The following is an 18966-nucleotide window of genomic DNA, read 5'->3' as shown; positions in this document are numbered from 1 at the left end:
ACGTAGGGGCGCGACGCGTGAGGGCACAGCGCGCGGGTGGTGGGGGCGCGTCGGGTGGTCATGCTGCCTGTGGTGGTGCTTGGGGTGGGTGGATCTCGAGTGCGCGTTTGCCTCCTTGGACGGGGGTACGCGTGGGGTCGACCGATGCTGGTGGGATGAACCACACCTCGGTCGCTGTGGTGCGGACACTCCAGCCGTCGTCGTGGAGTCGATGATGGCAACGCGTACACAGCATCAGCCCGTCGCGCAGGTTGGTTTCACCGTGGTCGCGGTCCCATTCGTTGACGTGGTGGGCATCGCACCACGCGGCCGGGGCGTGACAGAACGCACATCCCCCATCGCGTTCGATCAGTGCGAGGCGTTGCGCAGGCGTGAAGAACCGCACCGCCCGACCCAAATCCATGGGAAGCGAGTCACCACCGCACACCATCGGCAGGATCTGGGCATCCACCGCCATCAGCCTCAACTGCTTCGCGGTCAGTGGTGTCGCCATCGAGTCGCAGTCCCCTACCCCCAGCCCGGTCCGGAGTGCCTCTTCCGACACGCGCACCACCACGGTCGTGGACACACCCGTGCCGGGCTGGGTGCAGCGCAGCCCATGCCTGGCGAGATCGGCGAGGGCGTCAACACGCATCCAACCGGCCTCCCGCGGATCACGCGACGTGTCGCCCGCATCGCGCTTGTGGGCGAACCCTGCCCGTACCCGAGCATCCAGGAACGCGATCAACGGCGCCGCGCAGACAGGATCAAGGAGCCCGTTGACCGCGACCATCCCATCCACGGTCTCCTTGAAATGCAGAAACCTGGCTTCGTGGACGCGTTGTTCACGCTCGAGCGTGTGATCCGCATCCCACGAGGCAAGAACCTGGCGACCGGCGTGACGCAGATCCTCCAGCGACACCTTCCTCGCCTTCACGACCAGCGCCTGCTCCACCTCGGCGCGCTCGGTGTCGCGCCCCTCACCGGAGCACTGGGCAATCACCTCACTCACCAGTGCCGCCTTCGCCGCCGACACCTCACCCGCCCTGAACGCCTCCGCCACCACCGCACCCAGCGAGCGGGCCCCGTCACCGTCACCGTCAGCATTGAGCAGCGTCCCGGCGGCGATCAGATCACGCGCCCCACCACGCGTACCACCCATCCCCGCAGCCACCATCGCCACCGCATTACGAAACCCCTGCTTACGGGCCAGGCCGCCACCGACCTCGGGAGAAGACCTCCGCGCCACCTCCCCCGCCACCATCGCGACAGGCACCTCCACCGCACGAGCCAGACCCGCCACCACCCCCTGCAACTCCACCAGCTCCGCATCCGACAACGAGCCCAACTCCCGCCCCTCGAACACCCGCAACTGCGCGACCACGCCAGCCACCACATCGGCCACCCCGGCAACCACCGGCCCAAGCGAAAGATCCATGACAACAGTCAACACACAAGGTCTGACAATCAGGACAAAAGGGGCTCCCCGCCAAGCGAAAAGACACGAATACCAGGCATCACCCTGGCGCCCCCGCTCTACCCCGCGAGTGCCCTGAAGCCCTCGTAGACCATGAAGGCGGTCCAGAAGATGCCCTGAAAGATCGCGCCGACGTGCTCCCAGAACCCCTCAGCCTGCGTCCAGAACCAGACGATCCCGCCAAAGATCCCGAGCCCGTAGAGCGCGCCACCGCTCGCCGCCGCGCCGCCGTCCCTGCTCACCGCACACCTCCCTCGTGGCCACGCTGTGCGCCCCTCCTGCCAGGTCTATCAGGGCGTGAGCCCGCGTGCACGGCTACGGTGAGAGGACCCGATCCAACGGAGGACGACATGGTCAAGAAGTCCGGCAAGAAGCGGTCAGCCACGGCCGGCTGGGAGGGACGCGCCGCGGACGCGTTGCGCGTGGGTCCCGGCTTCGACCTCGGTGAGCTCGACACGTCCGCGACGCCCGGTTTCGATGGGGACGATGCCGCGGGAGAGGCCCTCATGAAGCGCCTGGGGCGCAGGCTGTCGGACCTTCAAGAGATGCTCTACGCAGAGGGGCGCTCGGGCGGCACCAGAGCGGTGCTGTTGGTCCTGCAGGGGATGGACACGTCCGGGAAGGGAGGCATATCGCGGCACGTACTTGGAATGGTGGACCCTCAGGGAGTCACGGTGCGGGCGTTCGGCGTCCCCACTGAGGAAGAGAGACGGCACCACTACCTGTGGCGCATTCGTCGCGCCCTTCCGCAGCCGGGGCGCATCGGCGTCTTCGACCGCTCGCACTATGAGGACGTGCTCGTCGTGCGCGTCGATGGACTGGTCGAGGACGACCCGTGGCTCGAGCGCTACGAGGAGATCATCCGCTTCGAGAGGGAGACCGAGGCCGCACGCATCACCGTGCTGAAGTGTGCCCTCATGATCTCTCCCCACGAGCAGCTCGAGCGGCTCTCGGAACGCCTCACGCGGCCCGACAAGTTCTGGAAGTACAACCCCAGCGACCTCGATGTGCGCGCGAAGTGGGACGACTACATGCACGCCTACCAGGACGTCTTTGATCACACGTCGACGGCATCGGCGCCGTGGCACGTGATTCCCGCGGACCACAAGTGGTACGCGCGACTCGCGGTCACCCAGCTCCTCGTCGACACGCTCGAGGACATGAACCTCACGTGGCCCGCGGCCGACTTCGACCTCGACGCCGAGCGCGCTCGACTGGCCCGCATGCTCGAGGAGACCCCCTGAGCTAGACGGGCCGGTGGTGCTCGATCGCGGCATGCACCATCGACTCGAGGCGCGAGAGCGCACGCAGGTACTTCTTCCGGTAGCCGCCGCGCATCATCTCGGCGGTGAAGATCGTCTCGAGTCCACCCCCGCCCGCGAGCACCCGCGCGTCCCGGTCATAGAGCCGATCGACGAGGCCCACGACGCGCAGCGCCTGGTTCTGATCGGCCAGCGGAAACACTCCGTCGATCACCAGGACCCGCACCCCATCCACGTAGGCGCCGAAGCGACTCGGGTGCACGTGCGCGAGATCCGCGACCAGCGCTTCCCACGCGACGCGCGCGGCCCCCTGCTCTGCCGCCGCGGCGTCCAACGCGCCGGCGTCCGCTGGAGCGGGGAAGTCGAGCGATCCACGGTGCCGGTAGTCGGGCCCATCGATACGAATGACCTCGAAGACGCGCGCCACGGCCTGGATCTCACGCTGGAAGTCCTCCGCCGCGAACCGCCCCTCACCCAGCGCATCGGGAAGCGTGTTCGACGTCGCCGCGACGCACACCCCGGCATCGGTGAGCTCGCGCATGAGGCGAGCCATCAGCAGCGTGTCGCCCGGGTCATCGAGTTCAAACTCATCGATGCACACCACCGCGAACGCCGAGAGCGCCTCGCGCGCCGCCGCAAAGCCCAGCGCTCCCACGAGGTTCGTGTACTCGACAAAGGTGCCGAAGGCAGCCCGACCGTCGAGAGCGTGCGCGATCGCGGCGAGAAGGTGGGTCTTGCCCACACCGAATCCGCCGTCGAGGTAGAGGCCCACCCCTGGACCCCGCCGGCTCCTCAGCCGCCGCTGATGCGGTCGCGCGAAGTCGCGCGCCGCTGCCAGCGCCTGTGCTTGACTGGGGTGGTCGGGATCGGGGACATAGGAGTCGAACGATGCCTCCGCGAAGTGCGGGGGCGGCACCAGGCCGGCGATGAGAGCCGCGGGTTCGACGACGGGCCTTCGACCCAGGACGGACACACTCACGTGCCCAGCCTACGGCGCACCTTCGGGCCGCGAGGACGGGTTCGCAGCGGGGAGGCGCGATGGCCGATCACACAGCGCCCGAGCACACGCCACCCGGCGCCACCCTGACGGGAGGCGCGCGAGGCGAGCCACCCGGGGAGATACCGCCCGACCCGGCGGAGGCCAGGCTGCGCGCGCTCTACCCCCACCGCGCGGGCATCGTCCGCCTGAACCTCATCGCCAGCGCGGACGGCAAGGCCGCCGGAGCCGACGGCACGTCACGAGGACTGGGCGGCCCCGAGGACCAACGCATCCTCGCGGTGCTGCGTGCGCTGTGCGACGTCGTGCTCGTGGGCGCGCAGACCGCCCGCCGGGAGCGCTACGCGGACCTCGCCGTGCGTCCCGGGCTCGCCCAGGCAAGGACGATGCTCGGGTTGCGCGAGCACGTGGATGTCGCCGTGGTGACGCACACCGGCAACCTTCCGCCCGGACTCACCCCGGCACGCACCTGGGTGGTGACCCACGCGGGCTCCCCCGCCACCGCGAGGCTCGGTCCCGAATGGGCCGAGCGCCTCATCATCGCCGGAGACCAGGACGTGTCTCCCCGCACCGCGATCGGCCAACTTGGCGCGCGCGGCCTGTCCCGCGTGCTGTGCGAGGGCGGCCCCACCCTCGCGGGCCGGTTGCTCAACCGCGGCGTGGTGGACGACTACTGCCTCACCGAGTCCCCTGTCGTCGGCGCCGCCGCGGCACCCGCGATCCCCCGGTCCCCGCCGGAATGGACGAAGCCGCCACCCTGGAGGGCGGCGGCTTCGTCATGCGCCGGTGGACCCGGCGCTCCTAGAGCGAGCGCAGACTCAGGCCTCGATCTCGGTGCGGTCACCCGACCACAGCGTGTGGAAGGTGCCCTCCGCGTCGACGCGCTTGTACGTGTGCGCTCCGAAGAAGTCGCGCTGGCCCTGAATCAGGGCGGCAGGCAGACGCTCCGCACGCAGCGAGTCGTAGTACGCGAGCGAGGATGCGAACGCGGGCGCGGGCACGCCCGTGAGCGCGGACTGCGCCACGACGCGGCGCCACGCACCCACGCCGCCCGCAATCTCGTCGACGAAGTACGGGTCGACCAGCAGGCTCGGCAGTGCCGCGTTGCGCTCGAACGCCTCCGTGATGCGGTCGAGGAAGCGCGCACGGATGATGCAGCCCGCACGCCAGATCTTCGCCATGTCACCGAGCGTGATGTCCCAGCCGAACTCGTCGGACGCGGCGCGGATCTGGTCGAAGCCCTGCGCGTACGCGACCACCTTGGACGCGTAGAGCGCGAGCCGAACGTCCTCGATGAATGCGGCGCGGTCCTCGACGTCGAAGGCCTGCGTGTCGCCTGCGAGCACGCCGCGCGCGGCCTGACGCTGGGCGACCTGGGACGAGATCGCACGCGCGAACGTGGCCTCGGCGATGCCGGTGACGGGCACGCCCAGGTCGAGGGCGGACTTCACGGTCCAGCGACCGGTGCCCTTCTGGCCCGCCTCGTCCTTGATGACGTCGACGAGCGCCTTGCCGGTGCGGGCATCGGTCTGGCGCAGCACCTCGGCCGTGATCTCGATGAGGAAGGACTCCAGGTCGCCCTGGTTCCACTCCGCGAAGATGTCGGCGATCTCTGCGGGCTCGAGGTCGAGTCCCGTGCGCAGCAGGTCGTACGCCTCGCCGATCAGCTGCATGTCCGCGTACTCGATGCCGTTGTGGACCATCTTGACGAAGTGGCCGGCACCGTCGGGACCCACGTGCACGCAGCACGGCGTCCCGTCCTCGGCCTTGGCGGCGATCTTCTCGAGGATCGGGCCCAGCGTGACGTAGGACTCGGCGGGACCACCCGGCATGATCGAGGGGCCCAGCAGCGCACCCTCCTCACCGCCCGAGACTCCCGAACCCACGAAGTGCAGGCCCTTGGCGGCGAGGTCCTTCTCGCGACGCATCGTGTCCGTGTACAGCGCGTTGCCCGCGTCGACGATGATGTCTCCGGGCTCGAGCAGCCCCGTGAGCTGGTCGATCACGGCGTCGGTCGGACCGCCGGCCTGCACCATGATGACGACGGTGCGCGGCGTGGCCAGCGCTCCCACGAAGTCCTCGAGGCTCTCGCAGCCGATGAACGCGCCCTCGTCGCCGTGCTCCTCGATGAGCGAGCGCATGCGCTCGACCGAGCGGTTGTGCACCGCGACCGTGAAGCCATTGCGTGCGAAGTTGCGTGCGAGGTTGCGGCCCATCACCGCAAGTCCGGTCACGCCAATCTGAGCAAGCGCCATCGTCCATCCTTTTCGAGGGTTCCGGGGTACGGAAACAGCCTAGACGGTCCGCTGTCGCGTGGCGTACGGTCACGCGCGCGACGCGGGCTTAGGCTCCGGATATGGCAAGCGACCTCGGCGCGGCGCCCGCGGACTTCCGCGCGGCGCTGCTGTCGCTGCGCGACGCCCCCACGCATCCGCTCGTGGCCCTCACCGAGGTGCCAGCCCCCGGGCGCATCGCGCCCTTCGCCGCCGCGATCTCTGGTGACCTCGACGGTGACGGCTTCGACGCGTCCGGGCGGTTCGTGATCCTCCACGACCCCGCGGGACAGCCCGCGTGGGAGGGGACGATGCGCGTGATCGCCCTCGTGAAGGCGACGGTCGAGTCCGAGGTGGGCCGCGACGACCTGTGGGGAGAGGTCGCATGGTCGTGGCTCACCGAGTCGCTCGCCGGTGCACCGCACCGCGCCAGGGGCGGTACCGTCACCAAGGTGACCTCGGAGTCGTTCGGCGAACTCGCGGACCGACCCGACGAGGTCACGATCGAGCTGAGGGCGTCGTGGACGCCCACCACCACCGACCTCGCGCCGCACATCGCGGCGTGGACAGAACTGATGGCGGCCTGCGCGGGCGTCCCGCCGACACCCGAGGGTGTGCGCGCGCTGCCGGGAAGGACCGCGTGACCCAGCCCGCCGCATCGTCCCCTGAGGACGCCGCTACCCCTCCGTCCGAGGACGCCTCACCACTCATCCCGCTCACCGAGCCCGAGGGAGGCGTGCCCGACATCATCGACACGCCCGAGGCTCTCGCGCGGGCGTGCGAGGCATTCGCCGCGGGCACCGGTCCCGTGGCAGCGGATGCCGAGCGCGCCTCGGGCTTCCGGTATGGCCAGGCCACGTACCTCGCGCAGTTCAAGCGCGAGGGCGCGGGCATCGCGCTGATCGACACCGATGCGCTGCCTGACCTCAGCAGCTTTGGCGAGGCGCTCGGCGACGCGGAGTGGGTCTTCCACGCGGCGAGCCAGGACCTGCCAGGCATGAGGGACCTGGGGATGCGCCCGGCGCGGATCTTCGACACCGAACTGGGTGCGCGGCTGCTCGGGTGGCCCAAGGTGGGCCTGGCGGCGGTGGTCGAGCGCGAACTCGGATTCGTGCTCGCCAAGGAGCACTCGGCGCAAGACTGGTCGACCCGCCCGCTTCCCCACGCGTGGCTCGTGTATGCCGCTCTCGACGTCGAGGTGTTGCTCGACCTGCGTGTGCGCCTAGGCGCGCACCTCGACGCCGCGGGCAAGAGCGAGTGGGCGCGCCAGGAGTTCGAGGCCGTGCGCCTCGCTCCCCCGCCCGAGCCTCGCGAGGAGCCGTGGCGGCGCACGTCCGGATCTCACCTGTTGCGCGACCAGCGTCAGCTAGCGATCGTCAAGGCGCTGTGGGAGGCACGGGACGCGGAGGCCCGTCGCCGCGACATCTCCCCCGGTCGTGTGCTGCGCGACCAGGCGATCGTGGCCGCGGCCATGGCCAAGCCGCGCACGCTCGACGACCTGATCGCGGTGCGCGAGTTCCAGTCGAAGGGCACGCGCCGCCGCGCCCCGCAGTGGCACGCGGCGATCGCGCAGGCGCTCGCTCTCGAGGAGCGCGAACTGCCCGCACGACGCGCGCCTCAGGGCGACGGTCCACCGCAGCAGCGCATGTGGAAGGAGAAGCGGCCCGAGGCCTTTGCCCGGCTCAACGCCGCGCGCGCCATCATCGGCGCTCTCGTGGAGCGTCACGACGTCCCCGCGGAGAACCTCCTCCAGCCCGACGCGTTGCGTCGCGCGTGCTGGGAGTACCCGGGCGGCGGCGAGACGTGGATTCGCACGTTCCTCGCGTCGCGCGGAGCCCGCCCGTGGCAGATCGACCTGGTGGCCCCCGAGCTCGCGGCTGCCTTCGACGCGCTCGCCCCTGCTCCTGCCGCCACCCCCGCGCCCGCGGAGGACTGAGGCCTCGGCCTCGCGCCCCGCGGCGTCGGGAGACGCCGCGGGTCAGTCCTGCTCGAGCCTCGCGAGAGTCGCATCCGCGATCGCGGACGGGTCGAGACCCAGGTCGTCCACGATCTGCGCGCGTGTCGCGTGCTGGAGGAACTCGCGCGGCACGCCGTGGTGTGCCCACTCCGCGCGTACGCCCGCCAGCCGCGCGTACGCGGCCCACTCCTCGCCGATCCCGGCATCGGTCAGGCCATCCTCGACCGTCACGACCAGGTCGGCGCCCGCGATGAGTTCCTCGAGCCCCTCGGGCACCGGGTGCACCCACGTCGCCGTCGCGGCGAGGGTCGCGAACCCGTCCGCGGCGATCTTCTCGGCGGCGCCGACCGCCGTGGTCGCCATCGATCCCAGGCCCACGACCACCACGCGGGGGTTGTCGCCGTGCTCGGCAATCACGTCGAGGTCGCCGACCCTACGCAGCGCAGGCACGGGCGCCCCGACCGCTCCCTTGGGGTAGCGCACCACGGTCGGCGCATCGTCGACCTCGATGGCGTCGCGCAGCGCGGACCTCAGGGTCGGCTCGTCGCGCGGCGCGGCGAGCCGCAGCCCGGGCACGTGGCGCAGCAACGCCATGTCCCACATGCCGTTGTGGCTCGGGCCGTCGTCGCCCGTGATTCCCGCGCGGTCGAGCATGAAGGTCACGCCCGCGCGGTGCAGCGCGACGTCCATGAGCACCTGGTCGAACGCGCGGTTGAGGAACGTGGCGTACACGGCGACCACGGGGTGGAGGCCCGCGTATGCGAGTCCCGCGGCGCTCGTCACCGCATGCTGCTCCGCGATCCCGACGTCGATCACGCGCTCGGGATAGCGGTCCGCGAGCGGCTGGAGACCCACGGGAGCGAGCATCGCGGCGGTGAGCGCGACCACGTCGGGTCGCTCCTGCGCGATCTCGACAATCTCGTCCGCGAACACCGACGTCCACCCGAAGCGCGACGCCTCGATAGGCAGGCCCGTCTCGGGGTGGATCTGGCCCACCGCGTGGAAGCGGTCGGCCGCGTCCTGCTCCGCGGGAATGTACCCGCGACCCTTCTCGGTGAGCACGTGCACGATCACGGGGCCGCCAAAGTCCCGCGCCTGCGCGAGCGCGGTCTCGACATGGCGAAGGTCGTGGCCGTCGATCGGGCCGATGTACTTGAGCCCCAGGTCCGAGAACACGCCGGGGTCGGTGAGCAGGCCCTTGAGCGCACGCTTGCCGTGCATCACGGACAGGTACGCGAAGTTGCGCAGCCGTCCGCGGTTCTCGAAGGTGCGCTTGCCCCAGCCCAGGAAGTCCTCGTAGCGACGGTCGATGCGGATGCCGTCGAGCTTGCGCGCGAGACCGCCGATGGTCGGCGCGTACGAGCGCCCGTTGTCATTGACGACCACCACGACCCGGTCGCGCGAGTCGCCGAGCGAATTGAGCGCCTCCCAGGCCATGCCTCCCGTGAGCGCGCCGTCGCCGATCACGGCGACCGTGGTGCGGCCGGTCTCGCCGCGCAGGGTGTGCCCCCGCGCGATGCCCGCGGCCCACGACAGCGCGGTCGAAGCGTGGGAGTTCTCGACGATGTCGTGGACGCTCTCCTGGCGCGCGGGATAGCCCGCGAGCCCTCCGCGCCTGCGCAGCGACGAGAAGTCCTGGCGTCCCGTGAGGAGCTTGTGCACGTACGACTGGTGGCCGGTGTCGAAGACGATCGAGTCGTGGGGCGACTCGAACACCCGGTGGATGCCGATCGTGAGCTCGACCACGCCCAGGTTGGGGCCCAGGTGTCCCCCGGTGCGTGACACGTTGTCGACCAGGAAGTCGCGAATCTCCGAGGACAACTCGGAGAGCTCCGGATAGGTCAAGCCACGCAGATCACGAGGCGACCCGATGCGCTCCAGCACGCGACACTCCTTACCTGTGGGACCTCCCACTGTACGACCTGACGGGTACGGCCCCGCCTGGCGTAGACAACGCCGGACGGGGCCGTTCCGTTTCCTCCGTGCTAGACCAGCGACCTCAGCACGTACTGCAAGATGCCGCCGTTGCGGAAGTAGTCCGCCTCGCCGGGGGTGTCGATCCGCACGGTCGCGTCGAACTCCACGACCGAGCCGTCGGCCTTGGTCGCGCGCACGGGAAGCGTGCGCGGGTGCTCGCCTGCGGAGAAGGCGGACACTCCGACGATGTCGAAGGCCTCGGTCCCGTCGAGTCCGAGCGAGGCGGCGGACTCGCCGGCGGGGAACTGCAGCGGCAGCACGCCCATGCCGATGAGGTTCGAGCGGTGAATGCGCTCGAAGCTCTCCGTGATGACCGCGCGCACGCCCAGCAGGCTCGTGCCCTTGGCCGCCCAGTCGCGCGAGGATCCCGATCCGTACTCCTTGCCCGCGAGCACCACGAGCGGCACGCCGGCCTCGGCGTATGCGACGGACGCGTCGTAGATCGTGGTCTGCTCGCCCGTGAGCAGGTTGCGGGTGAAGCCACCCTCGACGCCCGCGCCGTTGTTCTCCTGCGCGAGCAGTAGGTTGCGCAGGCGAATGTTGGCGAAGGTGCCGCGAATCATGACCTCGTGGTTGCCGCGGCGAGAGCCGTAGCTGTTGAAGTCCTTGCGGTCCACACCGTGCTCGGCAAGGTAGCGTCCGGCCGGGCTGTCGGGCTTGATCGATCCCGCCGGCGAGATGTGGTCGGTCGTCACCGAGTCACCCAGGAACGCGAGCACCCGCGCGCCCGCAATGTCCTCGACGGGCTCGGGCGTGAGGCCCATGCCCTCGAAGTACGGGGGCTTGCGCACGTACGTGGAGTCGGCGTCCCACTCGAAGGTCTTCCCCGCCGGGGTGGGCAGGGTCTGCCAGCGCTGGTCGCCCGCGAAGACGTCGGCGTAGTTCTTGTCGAACATCGCCTGGTCGATCGAGGACTGCACGATCGCCTCGACCTCGGACGCGTCGGGCCAGATGTCCCGCAGGTACACCGCGTTGCCCTGCGAGTCCGTGCCCAGGGGCTCGGTCTCGAAGTCGTGGTCCATCGTGCCCGCGAGCGCATACGCGATGACCAGCGGCGGCGAGGCCAGGTAGTTCATCTTCACGTCGGGGTTGATGCGGCCCTCGAAGTTGCGGTTGCCCGACAGCACCGAGACCACGGCGAGGTCGTGGGCGTTCACCACGTCGGAGACCTCCTGCGGCAGGGGGCCCGAGTTGCCGATGCACGTGGTGCAGCCGTAGCCCACCAGGTGGAAGCCCAGCGCCTCGAGGTCGGGCCACAGCCCGGCCTTCTCGTAGTAGTCCGTGACCACCTGCGAGCCGGGAGCCATCGACGTCTTGACCCACGGCTTGACCGAGAGGCCCTTGGCGTTGGCGTTGCGCGCGAGCAGCGCCGCGGCGAGCATGACGGACGGGTTCGACGTGTTGGTGCACGACGTGATCGAGGCGATCACGACGGCGCCGTGGTCGAGCTGCGTCTGCGTGCCGTCTGCCATGGTGAGCGGGACGTGCTTGTGCGGACGCGTGAGGGTCGTGGTGGCCTGCGCGTGCGCGGGCTCGGGCTCGTCGCCCGCGTGCTCCCCCGCCGCAATCGGGTCGGATGCGGGGAACGTCTCGTCGACCGACTCGTCGAGGCCGTGGAGGTCCTCGTGTGCGGCGTAGTCGAGGATCGACTCGCTGAACGCGGCCTTGGCCGAGGTCAACTCGATGCGGTCCTGCGGGCGCTTGGGTCCCGCGATGGACGGCACCACGGTCGACAGGTCGAGCTCGAGGTACTCGGAGTACGCGGCCTCACGCGAGGGGTCGTGCCACAGCCCCTGCTCCTTGCTGTACGCCTCGACCAGCGCGACCTGCTCGGGAGAGCGCCCCGTGAGGCGCAGGTAGTCGATGGTCACGGAGTCGATCGGGAAGATCGCGGCGGTCGAGCCAAACTCGGGGCTCATGTTGCCGATCGTCGCGCGGTTCGCGAGCGGCACCTGGCCCACGCCCTCGCCGTAGAACTCCACGAACTTGCCCACGACGCCGTGCGCGCGCAGCTTCTCGGTGATGGTCAGCACGACATCGGTCGCGGTGGCCCCCGCGGGGATCGCTCCCGTGAGCTTGAAGCCCACCACCTTGGGGATGAGCATCGACACCGGCTGGCCCAGCATCGCGGCCTCCGCCTCGATGCCTCCCACGCCCCAGCCCAGGACGCCCAGGCCGTTGATCATCGTGGTGTGCGAGTCGGTGCCCACGCACGAGTCGGGGTACGCCTGGGTCACCCCGCCCGCCTCGCGCGTCATGACGCCGCGCGCGAGGTACTCGAGGTTGACCTGGTGCACGATTCCCGTGCCGGGCGGCACCACCTTGAAGTTGTCGAAGGCCGTCTGGCCCCAGCGCAGGAACTGGTAGCGCTCGCGGTTGCGCTCGTACTCGAGGTCCGTGTTGCGCGCGAGCGCGTCCTTGCGCCCGAAGATGTCGATGACCACGGAGTGGTCGATGACCAGCTCGGCGGGAGCGAGCGGGTTGATCGACGTCGGGTCGCCGCCCAGCGCGGAGACCGCCTCGCGCATCGTCGCGAGATCGACGACGCAGGGCACCCCGGTGAAGTCCTGCATCACTACGCGCGCGGGGGTGAACTGGATCTCCGTGTCGGGCTCGGCGGTGGGATTCCACTCGGCGAGGGCCCGCACGTGGTCGGCGGTGATGTTCGCGCCGTCCTCGGTGCGCAGCAGCGCCTCCGCCAGGATCTTCAGCGAGTACGGCAGGCGCTCAAGCCCTGGTACCGCATCGAGCCTAAAGATCTCGTAGTGCTGATCGCCTACCGTCAGCGTCGACTTGGAACCTAGGGTGTTCGCGCTCATGCGTCTCCTCCGCGCTCGGGGGTCTCCCCACATCGGGCCTTCGCTCATCCTATCGGCCCTGCCTAGGGCCGAGGTCCCGGGGGTGCGGTCCTCCTCGGGTGGCGCCGATGCGGGGATTCAGTCGCGCTCGAAGGTCGCGACGGACTCGACGTGGTGGGTCATGGGGAACAGGTCGAAGCCCTCGGCCTCGGTCAGCCGATAGCCGTGTGCGTGCAGCAACGCGGTGTCGCGTGCGAGCGCCACGGGGTCGCACGCGACGTACACGAGCCGCCGTGCGCCGACCGCCGCCATCGCGTCGACCGTGCGCGCCCCGGCCCCCGACCGCGGCGGGTCGAGCACGATCGCGTCGACACCCGTGGGCCCCGACTCGAGAAAGGCACGGGTGTCCCCGTGGACGATGCTCGCGCCGGGAAGCGCGTGCACGTTGCGGCGCGCGTCGCGCGAAGCCCGCGCGTCCGACTCGACGGCGGTGACGGCGCGCCCCTGAGAGGCGAGTGCGACGGTGAAGAGCCCGGCACCCGAGTACAGGTCGAGCACGCTCGACGCGTCGCCCACACGGCGCAGCACCGCGTCGACCAGCACGCCGGGCGCCTCGCGATGCACCTGCCAAAAGCCCTCGACGTCGAGCTGGAAGTCCCATGCGCCCGCGGCGATCGCGACGTGCTCACGCACGCGGCGCGGCGCGTTGGGGCGGTGATCCGCGCGCCCCCCACGCCACGGCACGCCGTCGACCACGAGTCGCGGGTCCTCTCCGCCCGGCGCGACCGCGTGGATGCGGCTGCCGGCGGGGAAGCGCGACTCCAGGAGCGCGTCCTCGAGTGCGGGCGACGCGATCGGGAGGCGCGACAGCGCCCGCACCTCGCGCGAACGATGCAGGTGCATCGCGGGCCGCCCCTCGCTGTCCGCCACGACATCGGCGCGCGTGCGCCATCCCCACCCGGCCCTGGCATCGTCCCCGGCGCGGCCGCGACCCCACCGGGAAACTCCCGATCCGCGAAGCGCACGAAGGACTCGCGCAGCACGGCGAGCTTCCACTCGCGCTGCGCGGGCAGCGCGACGTGGGACAGCTCTCCGCCGCCCACTCCCCCGGCCCCGCCTCGGGCCACGCCGAGTCGACTCGGTCGGGCGAGGCCTCGAGCACCTCGACGGCGTCGGCGCGCCACAGCCTGGCGTCATCGCCTGCCTCGGTGAGGCGCGCGCGCACCATCTCACCCGGCAGCGCGTGGCGCACGAAGACCACGCGGCCCTCGTGCCGCGCGACGCAGTGGCCGCCGTGCGCGACGGCCCCGATCGACAGTTCGATCAGGTCAGTCATCACTGGGCCTCCGTTGATTCGACGTGCGGGATCTCGCGGGTGAGCGTGTCGGGCGCCTCGTAGGACAGCGCCGACTCGAGGTGCCACGGCACAGCGGCCACCACCACCCGCGGGATGGACAACAGCTTCTGGCGCAGTCGCATCGACGCGCGGTTGTGGAGGAATCGCTCCCACCACCTGCCCACGATGTACTCGGGAACGTAGACGACCACCATGTCGCGCGGAGAGCCACGGTGAATCGACTTCACGTGCTCGAGCACGGGCGCGACCAGGTCACGATACGGGGAATCGAGGACCACGAGCGGGATGCTGAGGCGCAACTCGCTCCAGCGGCGCTGGAGATCGCGTGTCGCCGCCTTGTCGACCTGCACCGCGACCGCCTCGATCGTGGAGTGGCGCGCCGCGTTGGCGTACGCGATCGCTCGCAGCGCGGGCCGGTGAAGCTGGGCGACGAGGACGATTCCGTGGGTGGCGGAGGGACGCGCGGCGGCCGGGTCGTCGGGCAGGATCGCGAGCTGGCGGCGGACGTCGGCGTAGTGCGCGTCGATGCCGCGCATGAGGAAGACGAGTCCGGTCACGAGCACGAGCGCGAACCACGCGCCTGCGAGGAAGTTGAAGACGGCGATGACGATCCACACCGCGGCCGCGACGCCCGCGGCCGCCCCGTGCAGGACGCGGGCGCCCATCATGCGCAGGCGGGTGCGCCCCGTGGGCTGCAGCGCGATGCGCGCGGTCTGCAGGCGGATCATCGCGAGCTGGCTCAGCACGATCGCGGCGAAGGCGCCGATCAGGTACATGTGCACGAGCTGCTCGAGGCGTGCCCCCGTCGCGACGACGATCACCGCGGACGCGCACGCGACCCACAGCACGCCCCCGCGGAACACGAGCCGCTCGCTCTGCTGGCCGAGCTGGCGCGGCAGATACGAGTCGCGCGCGAGCAGCGACGTGAGACCGGCAAAGCGCCGGAACACGGCCGATGCCGCGGCGTAGAGGATGCCGACGGTCGGGATCGTGACCGCGAGCACGACCCAGAACGAGCCGGAGATGCGCTCTGTGACCTGCAGCAGCGCGGGCCCCTCTTGCCATCCCGAGACGCGATAGCGCCACATCATCAGCGTGACGCCGAGGAAGGCCACCGCGCCGACCAGGACCGCCACGATCACGGTGCGTCCCGCCCGCTGACCGCGCGGCTCGGCGTGATACGGCGCGGAGGACGACAGGTGGTCGATGCCGGTGAGCATCACCGCGCCCGAGGCGATCGCCCCCGCGAAGGCGAGGGCCGAGGACCAGGTCGCCTGCGCGGGGCTGGTGGTGAGCGGCGTGACGTCGTCGCGCAGGACGCCCGCGATCACCACGAGAACCACGACGAGGAGGAAGCCGAACCACACGCCGAGCAGGACGCGCGAGCGCTCGCGGATGCCGCGCAGGTTTGCGAGCGTCATGACCGCGATCGCGGTGAGGGCGAGCGGCACGTGCCAGCCGTCGATCGCGGGCACCACGAACCCCACGAAGTGCGCGATCGCCGCAACCGACACCGCCACGGTGAAGATGTAGTCGACCAGCAGGGATGCGCCCGTGACCACGCCCGCGCCGGGGCCCAGCCGGTCGCGCACGATGCCGTAGTCGCCGCGCTCGTCGGGCTGCTTGCGCACGTTCGAGCGATACGCGAAGCCGAGCAGCACCATGATCGCGACCACGGCGCCGGCCATCCACGGCAGGCTCGACTGCACGCCGCCTCCGCGCAGCGCGTCGATCACGGCGTCGGGCGCATACGCGACCGTCGACAGCAGGCTCGCGCCGAACACCGGAAGCGCGACGCGCGTGCGCAGGGCAGCGCGATACGCACGCTCTGTCGCGATGGGACGCCCGAACACCAGCAGTTTCAGGCCCTCGAGAAACCTCCGCACGTCGCACCATCCTAGGCTCATCGGGTATAGCGTGGGTTGCCGTGCACATCGTGATCATGGGCTGCGGCCGAACAGGGGCCACCCTCGCGACCGAGTTTGAGGCCCGCGGCCACACGGTGGCGGTCATCGACCAGTCGGGAGACGCGTTCCGCCGGTTGCCCTCGAGCTTCAAGGGCCAGCGCATCACCGGCATCGGCTTCGACCGCGACACGCTGGTATCCGCCGGTGTCGAGGACGCGTACGGCTTCGCGGCGGTGTCCGACGGCGACAACTCCAACATCCTCGCGGCGCGCGTCGTGCGCGAGACGTACGGCATCGAGAACGTCGTGGCGCGCATCGCCGACTTCGGGCGCGCCGAGGTCTACCGCCGCCTGGGCATCCCCACGGTCGCGCCGGTGCCGTGGACCGCCGCGCAGATCGTCACGCGCCTCCTGCCGGGCGGCAGCGACGACCTCTTCGATGACCCCTCGGCCGGAGTGAGCCTGCGCCGGCTGCCCGTCGACCCCGCATGGGTCGGGCGCCGCTACACCGAGCTTCAGGAACGGTCGGGGGCGCGGGTCGCGTACCTCGTGAGATTCGGAGAGCCGCTCCTGCCGGTCACCGACACCCGCGTCCAAGAGGGCGACGAGGCCTACTTCGCGCTCGTGCGCGGCGCGGAGCTCGATCCCGCGCGCGTCACGGGTCGCTCCCCGGAGGTCACCCGATGAAGGTCATGATTGCGGGAGCGGGATCGGTCGGTCGGTCGATCGCCCGCGACCTGCTCGAGCACGGCCACGAGGTGCTGCTCATCGACTCGAGCCCCGCCGCGATGCGCGTCGCCCAGGTCGCGGAGGCGGAGTGGATGCTCGCCGACGTGTGCGAGATGTCGGCGCTTCGCGACGCGCAGATCGAGACGATGGACGTCGTCGTCGCCGCCACGGGAGACGACAAGGCCAACCTGGTCGTGTCGTTCCTCGCCAAGACGGAGTTCGGGGTGCCGCGCACCGTCGCGCGCGTCAACAATCCCCGCAACGAGTGGATGTATGACGCCCAGTGGGGCGTCGACGTCGCGGTCTCGACGCCGCGCATCATGACCGCCATGGTCGAGGAGGCCGTTGCGGTGGGCGACCTGGTGCGGGTCTTCACGTTCCGCCAGTCGGGCGCCTCGATGATCGAGGTCACCCTGCCGGCGGCCTCACCCGTCGTGGGCGTGATCCTGCGCGAGATTCAGTGGCCGGTCGACATCGTGCTTGCCGCGATCGTGCGCGGCGACAGGACCATCGCGCCGTCGCCCGATGACACGCTGGAGGCGCACGACGAACTGATGTTTATCGTGTCGTCTGAGGCGGATCCTGAGGCTCTGGAGCACCTTCTGCGCCACGGGCCAGCAGCCATACGCCCCACAGCGTGAGCGCGAAGAGCGGCACGCCCATCGCGAGTTTCGCGGTGCCGAGGGCCGCGACAGCTCCCGCCAAGTACAGCGGCACCTGGACGGCGAGGCGCAGCACAAACATGCCTGCCACCACGCCCGAGGCCAGCTGATACCTGCGCCGCTCGGCAGGGCGCTCGCGCCACGACGTTCCCTCACCGCGAATGAGGCCCATGACCACGCCGACGATGGGCCATCCGACGGCCATCGACAGCAGCACGCCTGCGAGGTACGCGGCGTTGACCCACAACCCGGGCACGAAGTACCCGGAGGCGTCGCCCGAGCGCCAGGCCCACACGGCACCGATCGCGACGCCCACGGCACCGGACAGCGCCTGGGTCGCGGGGGTGCGCTGAATGAGTCGCACCGCGACGAGCACCGCCATGACCGCGACGGACGCGATGACGGGGATTCGGAAGCCTCCCCAGCCCAGATAGGCCACCACGAAGACGATGCCCGGTGCGGCGGATTCGACGAAGCCCCGCCACCCCCGATCGCGTCCTGCACCGAGAACGAGTCGCCCCCGAGCAGTCGCGCGGCCTTCGAGTCCTCGGCGCTCATGCGACGGGCGCCAGCTCGTAGCGCGGGTTGTACAGGCGCATGACCGAGTCCGACTCGCACACCCGGCCCTCGAGAGCAATCCGCGAACCGGGCGTGATGCCGGGCACCTCGCGCCGGCCCATGAACACGGCGTCGATGCGGCCCGTGCCGTCGTCGAGTCGGAGGGTGAACGCAGGAGGCGCGTCACTCGGTTCGACCTGGACCGCGAGCACGCGGCCGGAGACGCGTGCCATCTCGCGCGGTCGCACCTGCGCGATCGTGATCGTCGGGGTCGAGGTCACGACTGCCCCGTCGATCCAAAGCCGCCCTCGCCCCGGTGAGACCCGGGAAGGGACTCGACGGGCACGAACAGCGCGCGCTCGACGCGCTGGATCACCAGCTGAGCGATCCTGTCGCCACGCTTGAGCGTCACGGTGTCGCGCGCGTCCGTGTTGAGGAGCGTCACCGCGATCTCCCCGCGATAGCCGGCATCGACCGTGCCGGGGGCGTTGACGATCGTGATCCCCGCGCGGGCCGCGAGGCCCGAGCGGGGGTGAACGAACGCCGCGTAGCCGTCGGGCAATGCGACGCGCAGTCCCGTGGGAACGGTCGCCCGCTCCCCCGGCGCCAGCGTGACGTCGACCCGCGTGGTGATGTCGGCCCCGGCGTCGCCGGGGTGCGAGTACTGCGGGAGCGGCACGCCCGGCTCGGTCGTGCTGACGAGGATCTCAGGGGTGGCCATGCGTCAGGCCGCGCACTCCGAGCAGATCGGCTGGTCGCCCTTGAAGGTCGCGAGCTGGCTGCGGTGGTGCACCAGGAAGCAGGACATGCAGGTGAACTCATCCTGCTGAGGAGGAAGCACGCGAACGGACAGTTCCTCCCCCGACAGGTCGGCCCCGGGGAGTTCGAAGCCCTCGGCGGCCTCCGTCTCGTCCTCGTCGACCACGCCGGAGCTCTTGTCCGCGCGGCGAGCCTTCAGCTCCTCGATGGAGTCTGCCGAAATCTCGTCGTCGGTCTTGCGCGGCGCGTCGTAATCCGTTGCCATGCGGCCTCAG

General features: G+C 70.5%; 17 protein-coding genes and 2 pseudogenes. 6 read left to right on the top strand and 13 right to left on the bottom strand.

The window, feature by feature from the left end; genetic code table 11:
* Positions 1-58: 58 nt before the first annotated feature.
* Both QUE44_RS03310 and QUE44_RS03305 read right to left on the bottom strand, forming a co-directional pair.
* Positions 59-1417 carry a DUF222 domain-containing protein gene (locus tag QUE44_RS03310; protein ID WP_286215849.1) on the bottom strand — a complete coding sequence of 453 codons (1359 nt, stop codon included), beginning with the start codon at positions 1415-1417 and terminating at the stop codon, positions 59-61.
* 98 nt (positions 1418-1515) lie between these two features.
* Positions 1516-1698, bottom strand: a complete 183-nt coding sequence (locus tag QUE44_RS03305) for a hypothetical protein (RefSeq protein WP_286215848.1) — start codon at positions 1696-1698, stop codon at positions 1516-1518.
* Positions 1699-1806: 108 nt separating this feature from the next.
* Here QUE44_RS03305 and QUE44_RS03300 point away from each other — a divergent pair, with 108 nt between their 5' ends.
* The gene (locus QUE44_RS03300) at positions 1807-2700 is read left to right on the top strand and encodes a PPK2 family polyphosphate kinase (protein WP_286215847.1); all 894 of its coding nucleotides are present in this window, start codon (positions 1807-1809) and stop codon (positions 2698-2700) included.
* Between the two features lies 1 nt (position 2701).
* Here QUE44_RS03300 and zapE read toward each other — a convergent pair whose 3' ends face one another.
* On the bottom strand, positions 2702-3697 hold the full coding sequence (zapE, locus tag QUE44_RS03295) for a cell division protein ZapE (protein WP_286215843.1): 996 nt from the start codon (positions 3695-3697) through the stop codon (positions 2702-2704).
* A 59-nt stretch (positions 3698-3756) separates the two neighbouring features.
* Here zapE and QUE44_RS13945 point away from each other — a divergent pair.
* Positions 3757-4368, top strand: a pseudogene (locus QUE44_RS13945) (dihydrofolate reductase family protein); the annotation flags it as partial.
* A 165-nt stretch (positions 4369-4533) separates the two neighbouring features.
* Here the strand turns inward: QUE44_RS13945 and gnd are convergent.
* Complete coding sequence (gene gnd / locus QUE44_RS03285) at positions 4534-5970, bottom strand: NADP-dependent phosphogluconate dehydrogenase (protein WP_286215841.1); 1437 nt, start codon at positions 5968-5970, stop codon at positions 4534-4536.
* A 101-nt stretch (positions 5971-6071) separates the two neighbouring features.
* Here gnd and QUE44_RS03280 point away from each other — a divergent pair, with 101 nt between their 5' ends.
* Together QUE44_RS03280 and QUE44_RS03275 are read left to right on the top strand one after the other, a co-directional pair.
* Positions 6072-6632 carry a DUF3000 domain-containing protein gene (locus tag QUE44_RS03280; RefSeq protein WP_286215840.1) on the top strand — a complete coding sequence of 187 codons (561 nt, stop codon included), beginning with the start codon at positions 6072-6074 and terminating at the stop codon, positions 6630-6632.
* A complete protein-coding gene (locus QUE44_RS03275) occupies positions 6629-7924 on the top strand; it encodes an HRDC domain-containing protein (RefSeq protein WP_286215839.1) in 1296 nt (431 codons plus the stop codon). Before QUE44_RS03280 ends, QUE44_RS03275 begins: the two co-directional genes overlap by 4 nt.
* A gap of 42 nt (positions 7925-7966) precedes the next feature.
* Here QUE44_RS03275 and dxs read toward each other — a convergent pair whose 3' ends face one another.
* The 5 genes and pseudogenes from dxs to QUE44_RS03255 form a co-directional block, all read right to left on the bottom strand.
* The gene (gene dxs / locus QUE44_RS03270) at positions 7967-9859 is read right to left on the bottom strand and encodes a 1-deoxy-D-xylulose-5-phosphate synthase (protein WP_286215838.1); all 1893 of its coding nucleotides are present in this window, start codon (positions 9857-9859) and stop codon (positions 7967-7969) included.
* Positions 9860-9930: 71 nt separating this feature from the next.
* Positions 9931-12741, bottom strand: a complete 2811-nt coding sequence (locus tag QUE44_RS03265) for an aconitate hydratase (RefSeq protein ID WP_286215836.1) — start codon at positions 12739-12741, stop codon at positions 9931-9933.
* A gap of 117 nt (positions 12742-12858) precedes the next feature.
* A complete protein-coding gene (locus QUE44_RS03260; RefSeq protein ID WP_350226883.1) occupies positions 12859-13650 on the bottom strand; it encodes a class I SAM-dependent RNA methyltransferase in 792 nt (263 codons plus the stop codon).
* 328 nt (positions 13651-13978) lie between these two features.
* Positions 13979-14056: pseudogene (locus QUE44_RS13940) on the bottom strand (hypothetical protein); the annotation flags it as partial.
* Entirely contained in the window at positions 14056-15963 is a 1908-nt protein-coding gene (locus tag QUE44_RS03255; RefSeq protein ID WP_286215835.1) for an APC family permease, read from the bottom strand. The gene QUE44_RS03255 and the pseudogene QUE44_RS13940, both read right to left, overlap by 1 nt.
* Positions 15964-16004: 41 nt before the next feature.
* Here QUE44_RS03255 and QUE44_RS03250 point away from each other — a divergent pair, with 41 nt between their 5' ends.
* Positions 16005-16670 carry a potassium channel family protein gene (locus QUE44_RS03250; protein WP_286215834.1) on the top strand — a complete coding sequence of 222 codons (666 nt, stop codon included), beginning with the start codon at positions 16005-16007 and terminating at the stop codon, positions 16668-16670.
* Positions 16667-17353, top strand: coding sequence for a potassium channel family protein (locus QUE44_RS03245; protein WP_286215831.1), 687 nt, complete (start codon positions 16667-16669; stop codon positions 17351-17353). The genes QUE44_RS03250 and QUE44_RS03245 overlap by 4 nt, the downstream gene beginning before the upstream one ends.
* Here the strand turns inward: QUE44_RS03245 and QUE44_RS03240 are convergent.
* The 4 genes from QUE44_RS03240 to QUE44_RS03225 form a co-directional block, all read right to left on the bottom strand.
* The gene (locus QUE44_RS03240) at positions 17271-17816 is read right to left on the bottom strand and encodes a DUF3159 domain-containing protein (RefSeq protein ID WP_286215830.1); all 546 of its coding nucleotides are present in this window, start codon (positions 17814-17816) and stop codon (positions 17271-17273) included. The two genes, QUE44_RS03245 and QUE44_RS03240, sit on opposite strands and share 83 nt — an antisense overlap.
* A gap of 112 nt (positions 17817-17928) precedes the next feature.
* Positions 17929-18213 (bottom strand): OB-fold nucleic acid binding domain-containing protein, encoded by a 285-nt coding sequence (locus tag QUE44_RS03235; RefSeq protein ID WP_286215829.1) that lies wholly within the window; start codon positions 18211-18213, stop codon positions 17929-17931.
* Positions 18210-18653, bottom strand: coding sequence for a dUTP diphosphatase (gene dut, locus QUE44_RS03230; RefSeq protein WP_286215828.1), 444 nt, complete (start codon positions 18651-18653; stop codon positions 18210-18212). Before dut ends, QUE44_RS03235 begins: the two co-directional genes overlap by 4 nt.
* A gap of 3 nt (positions 18654-18656) precedes the next feature.
* On the bottom strand, positions 18657-18956 hold the full coding sequence (locus tag QUE44_RS03225) for a DUF4193 domain-containing protein (protein ID WP_286215827.1): 300 nt from the start codon (positions 18954-18956) through the stop codon (positions 18657-18659).
* Positions 18957-18966: the final 10 nt, after the last annotated feature.

This window comes from Demequina sediminis (genome assembly GCF_030296675.1).
GTDB lineage: Bacteria > Actinomycetota > Actinomycetes > Actinomycetales > Demequinaceae > Demequina > Demequina sediminis.
This window is presented reverse-complemented; position numbering and strand designations above follow the sequence as displayed.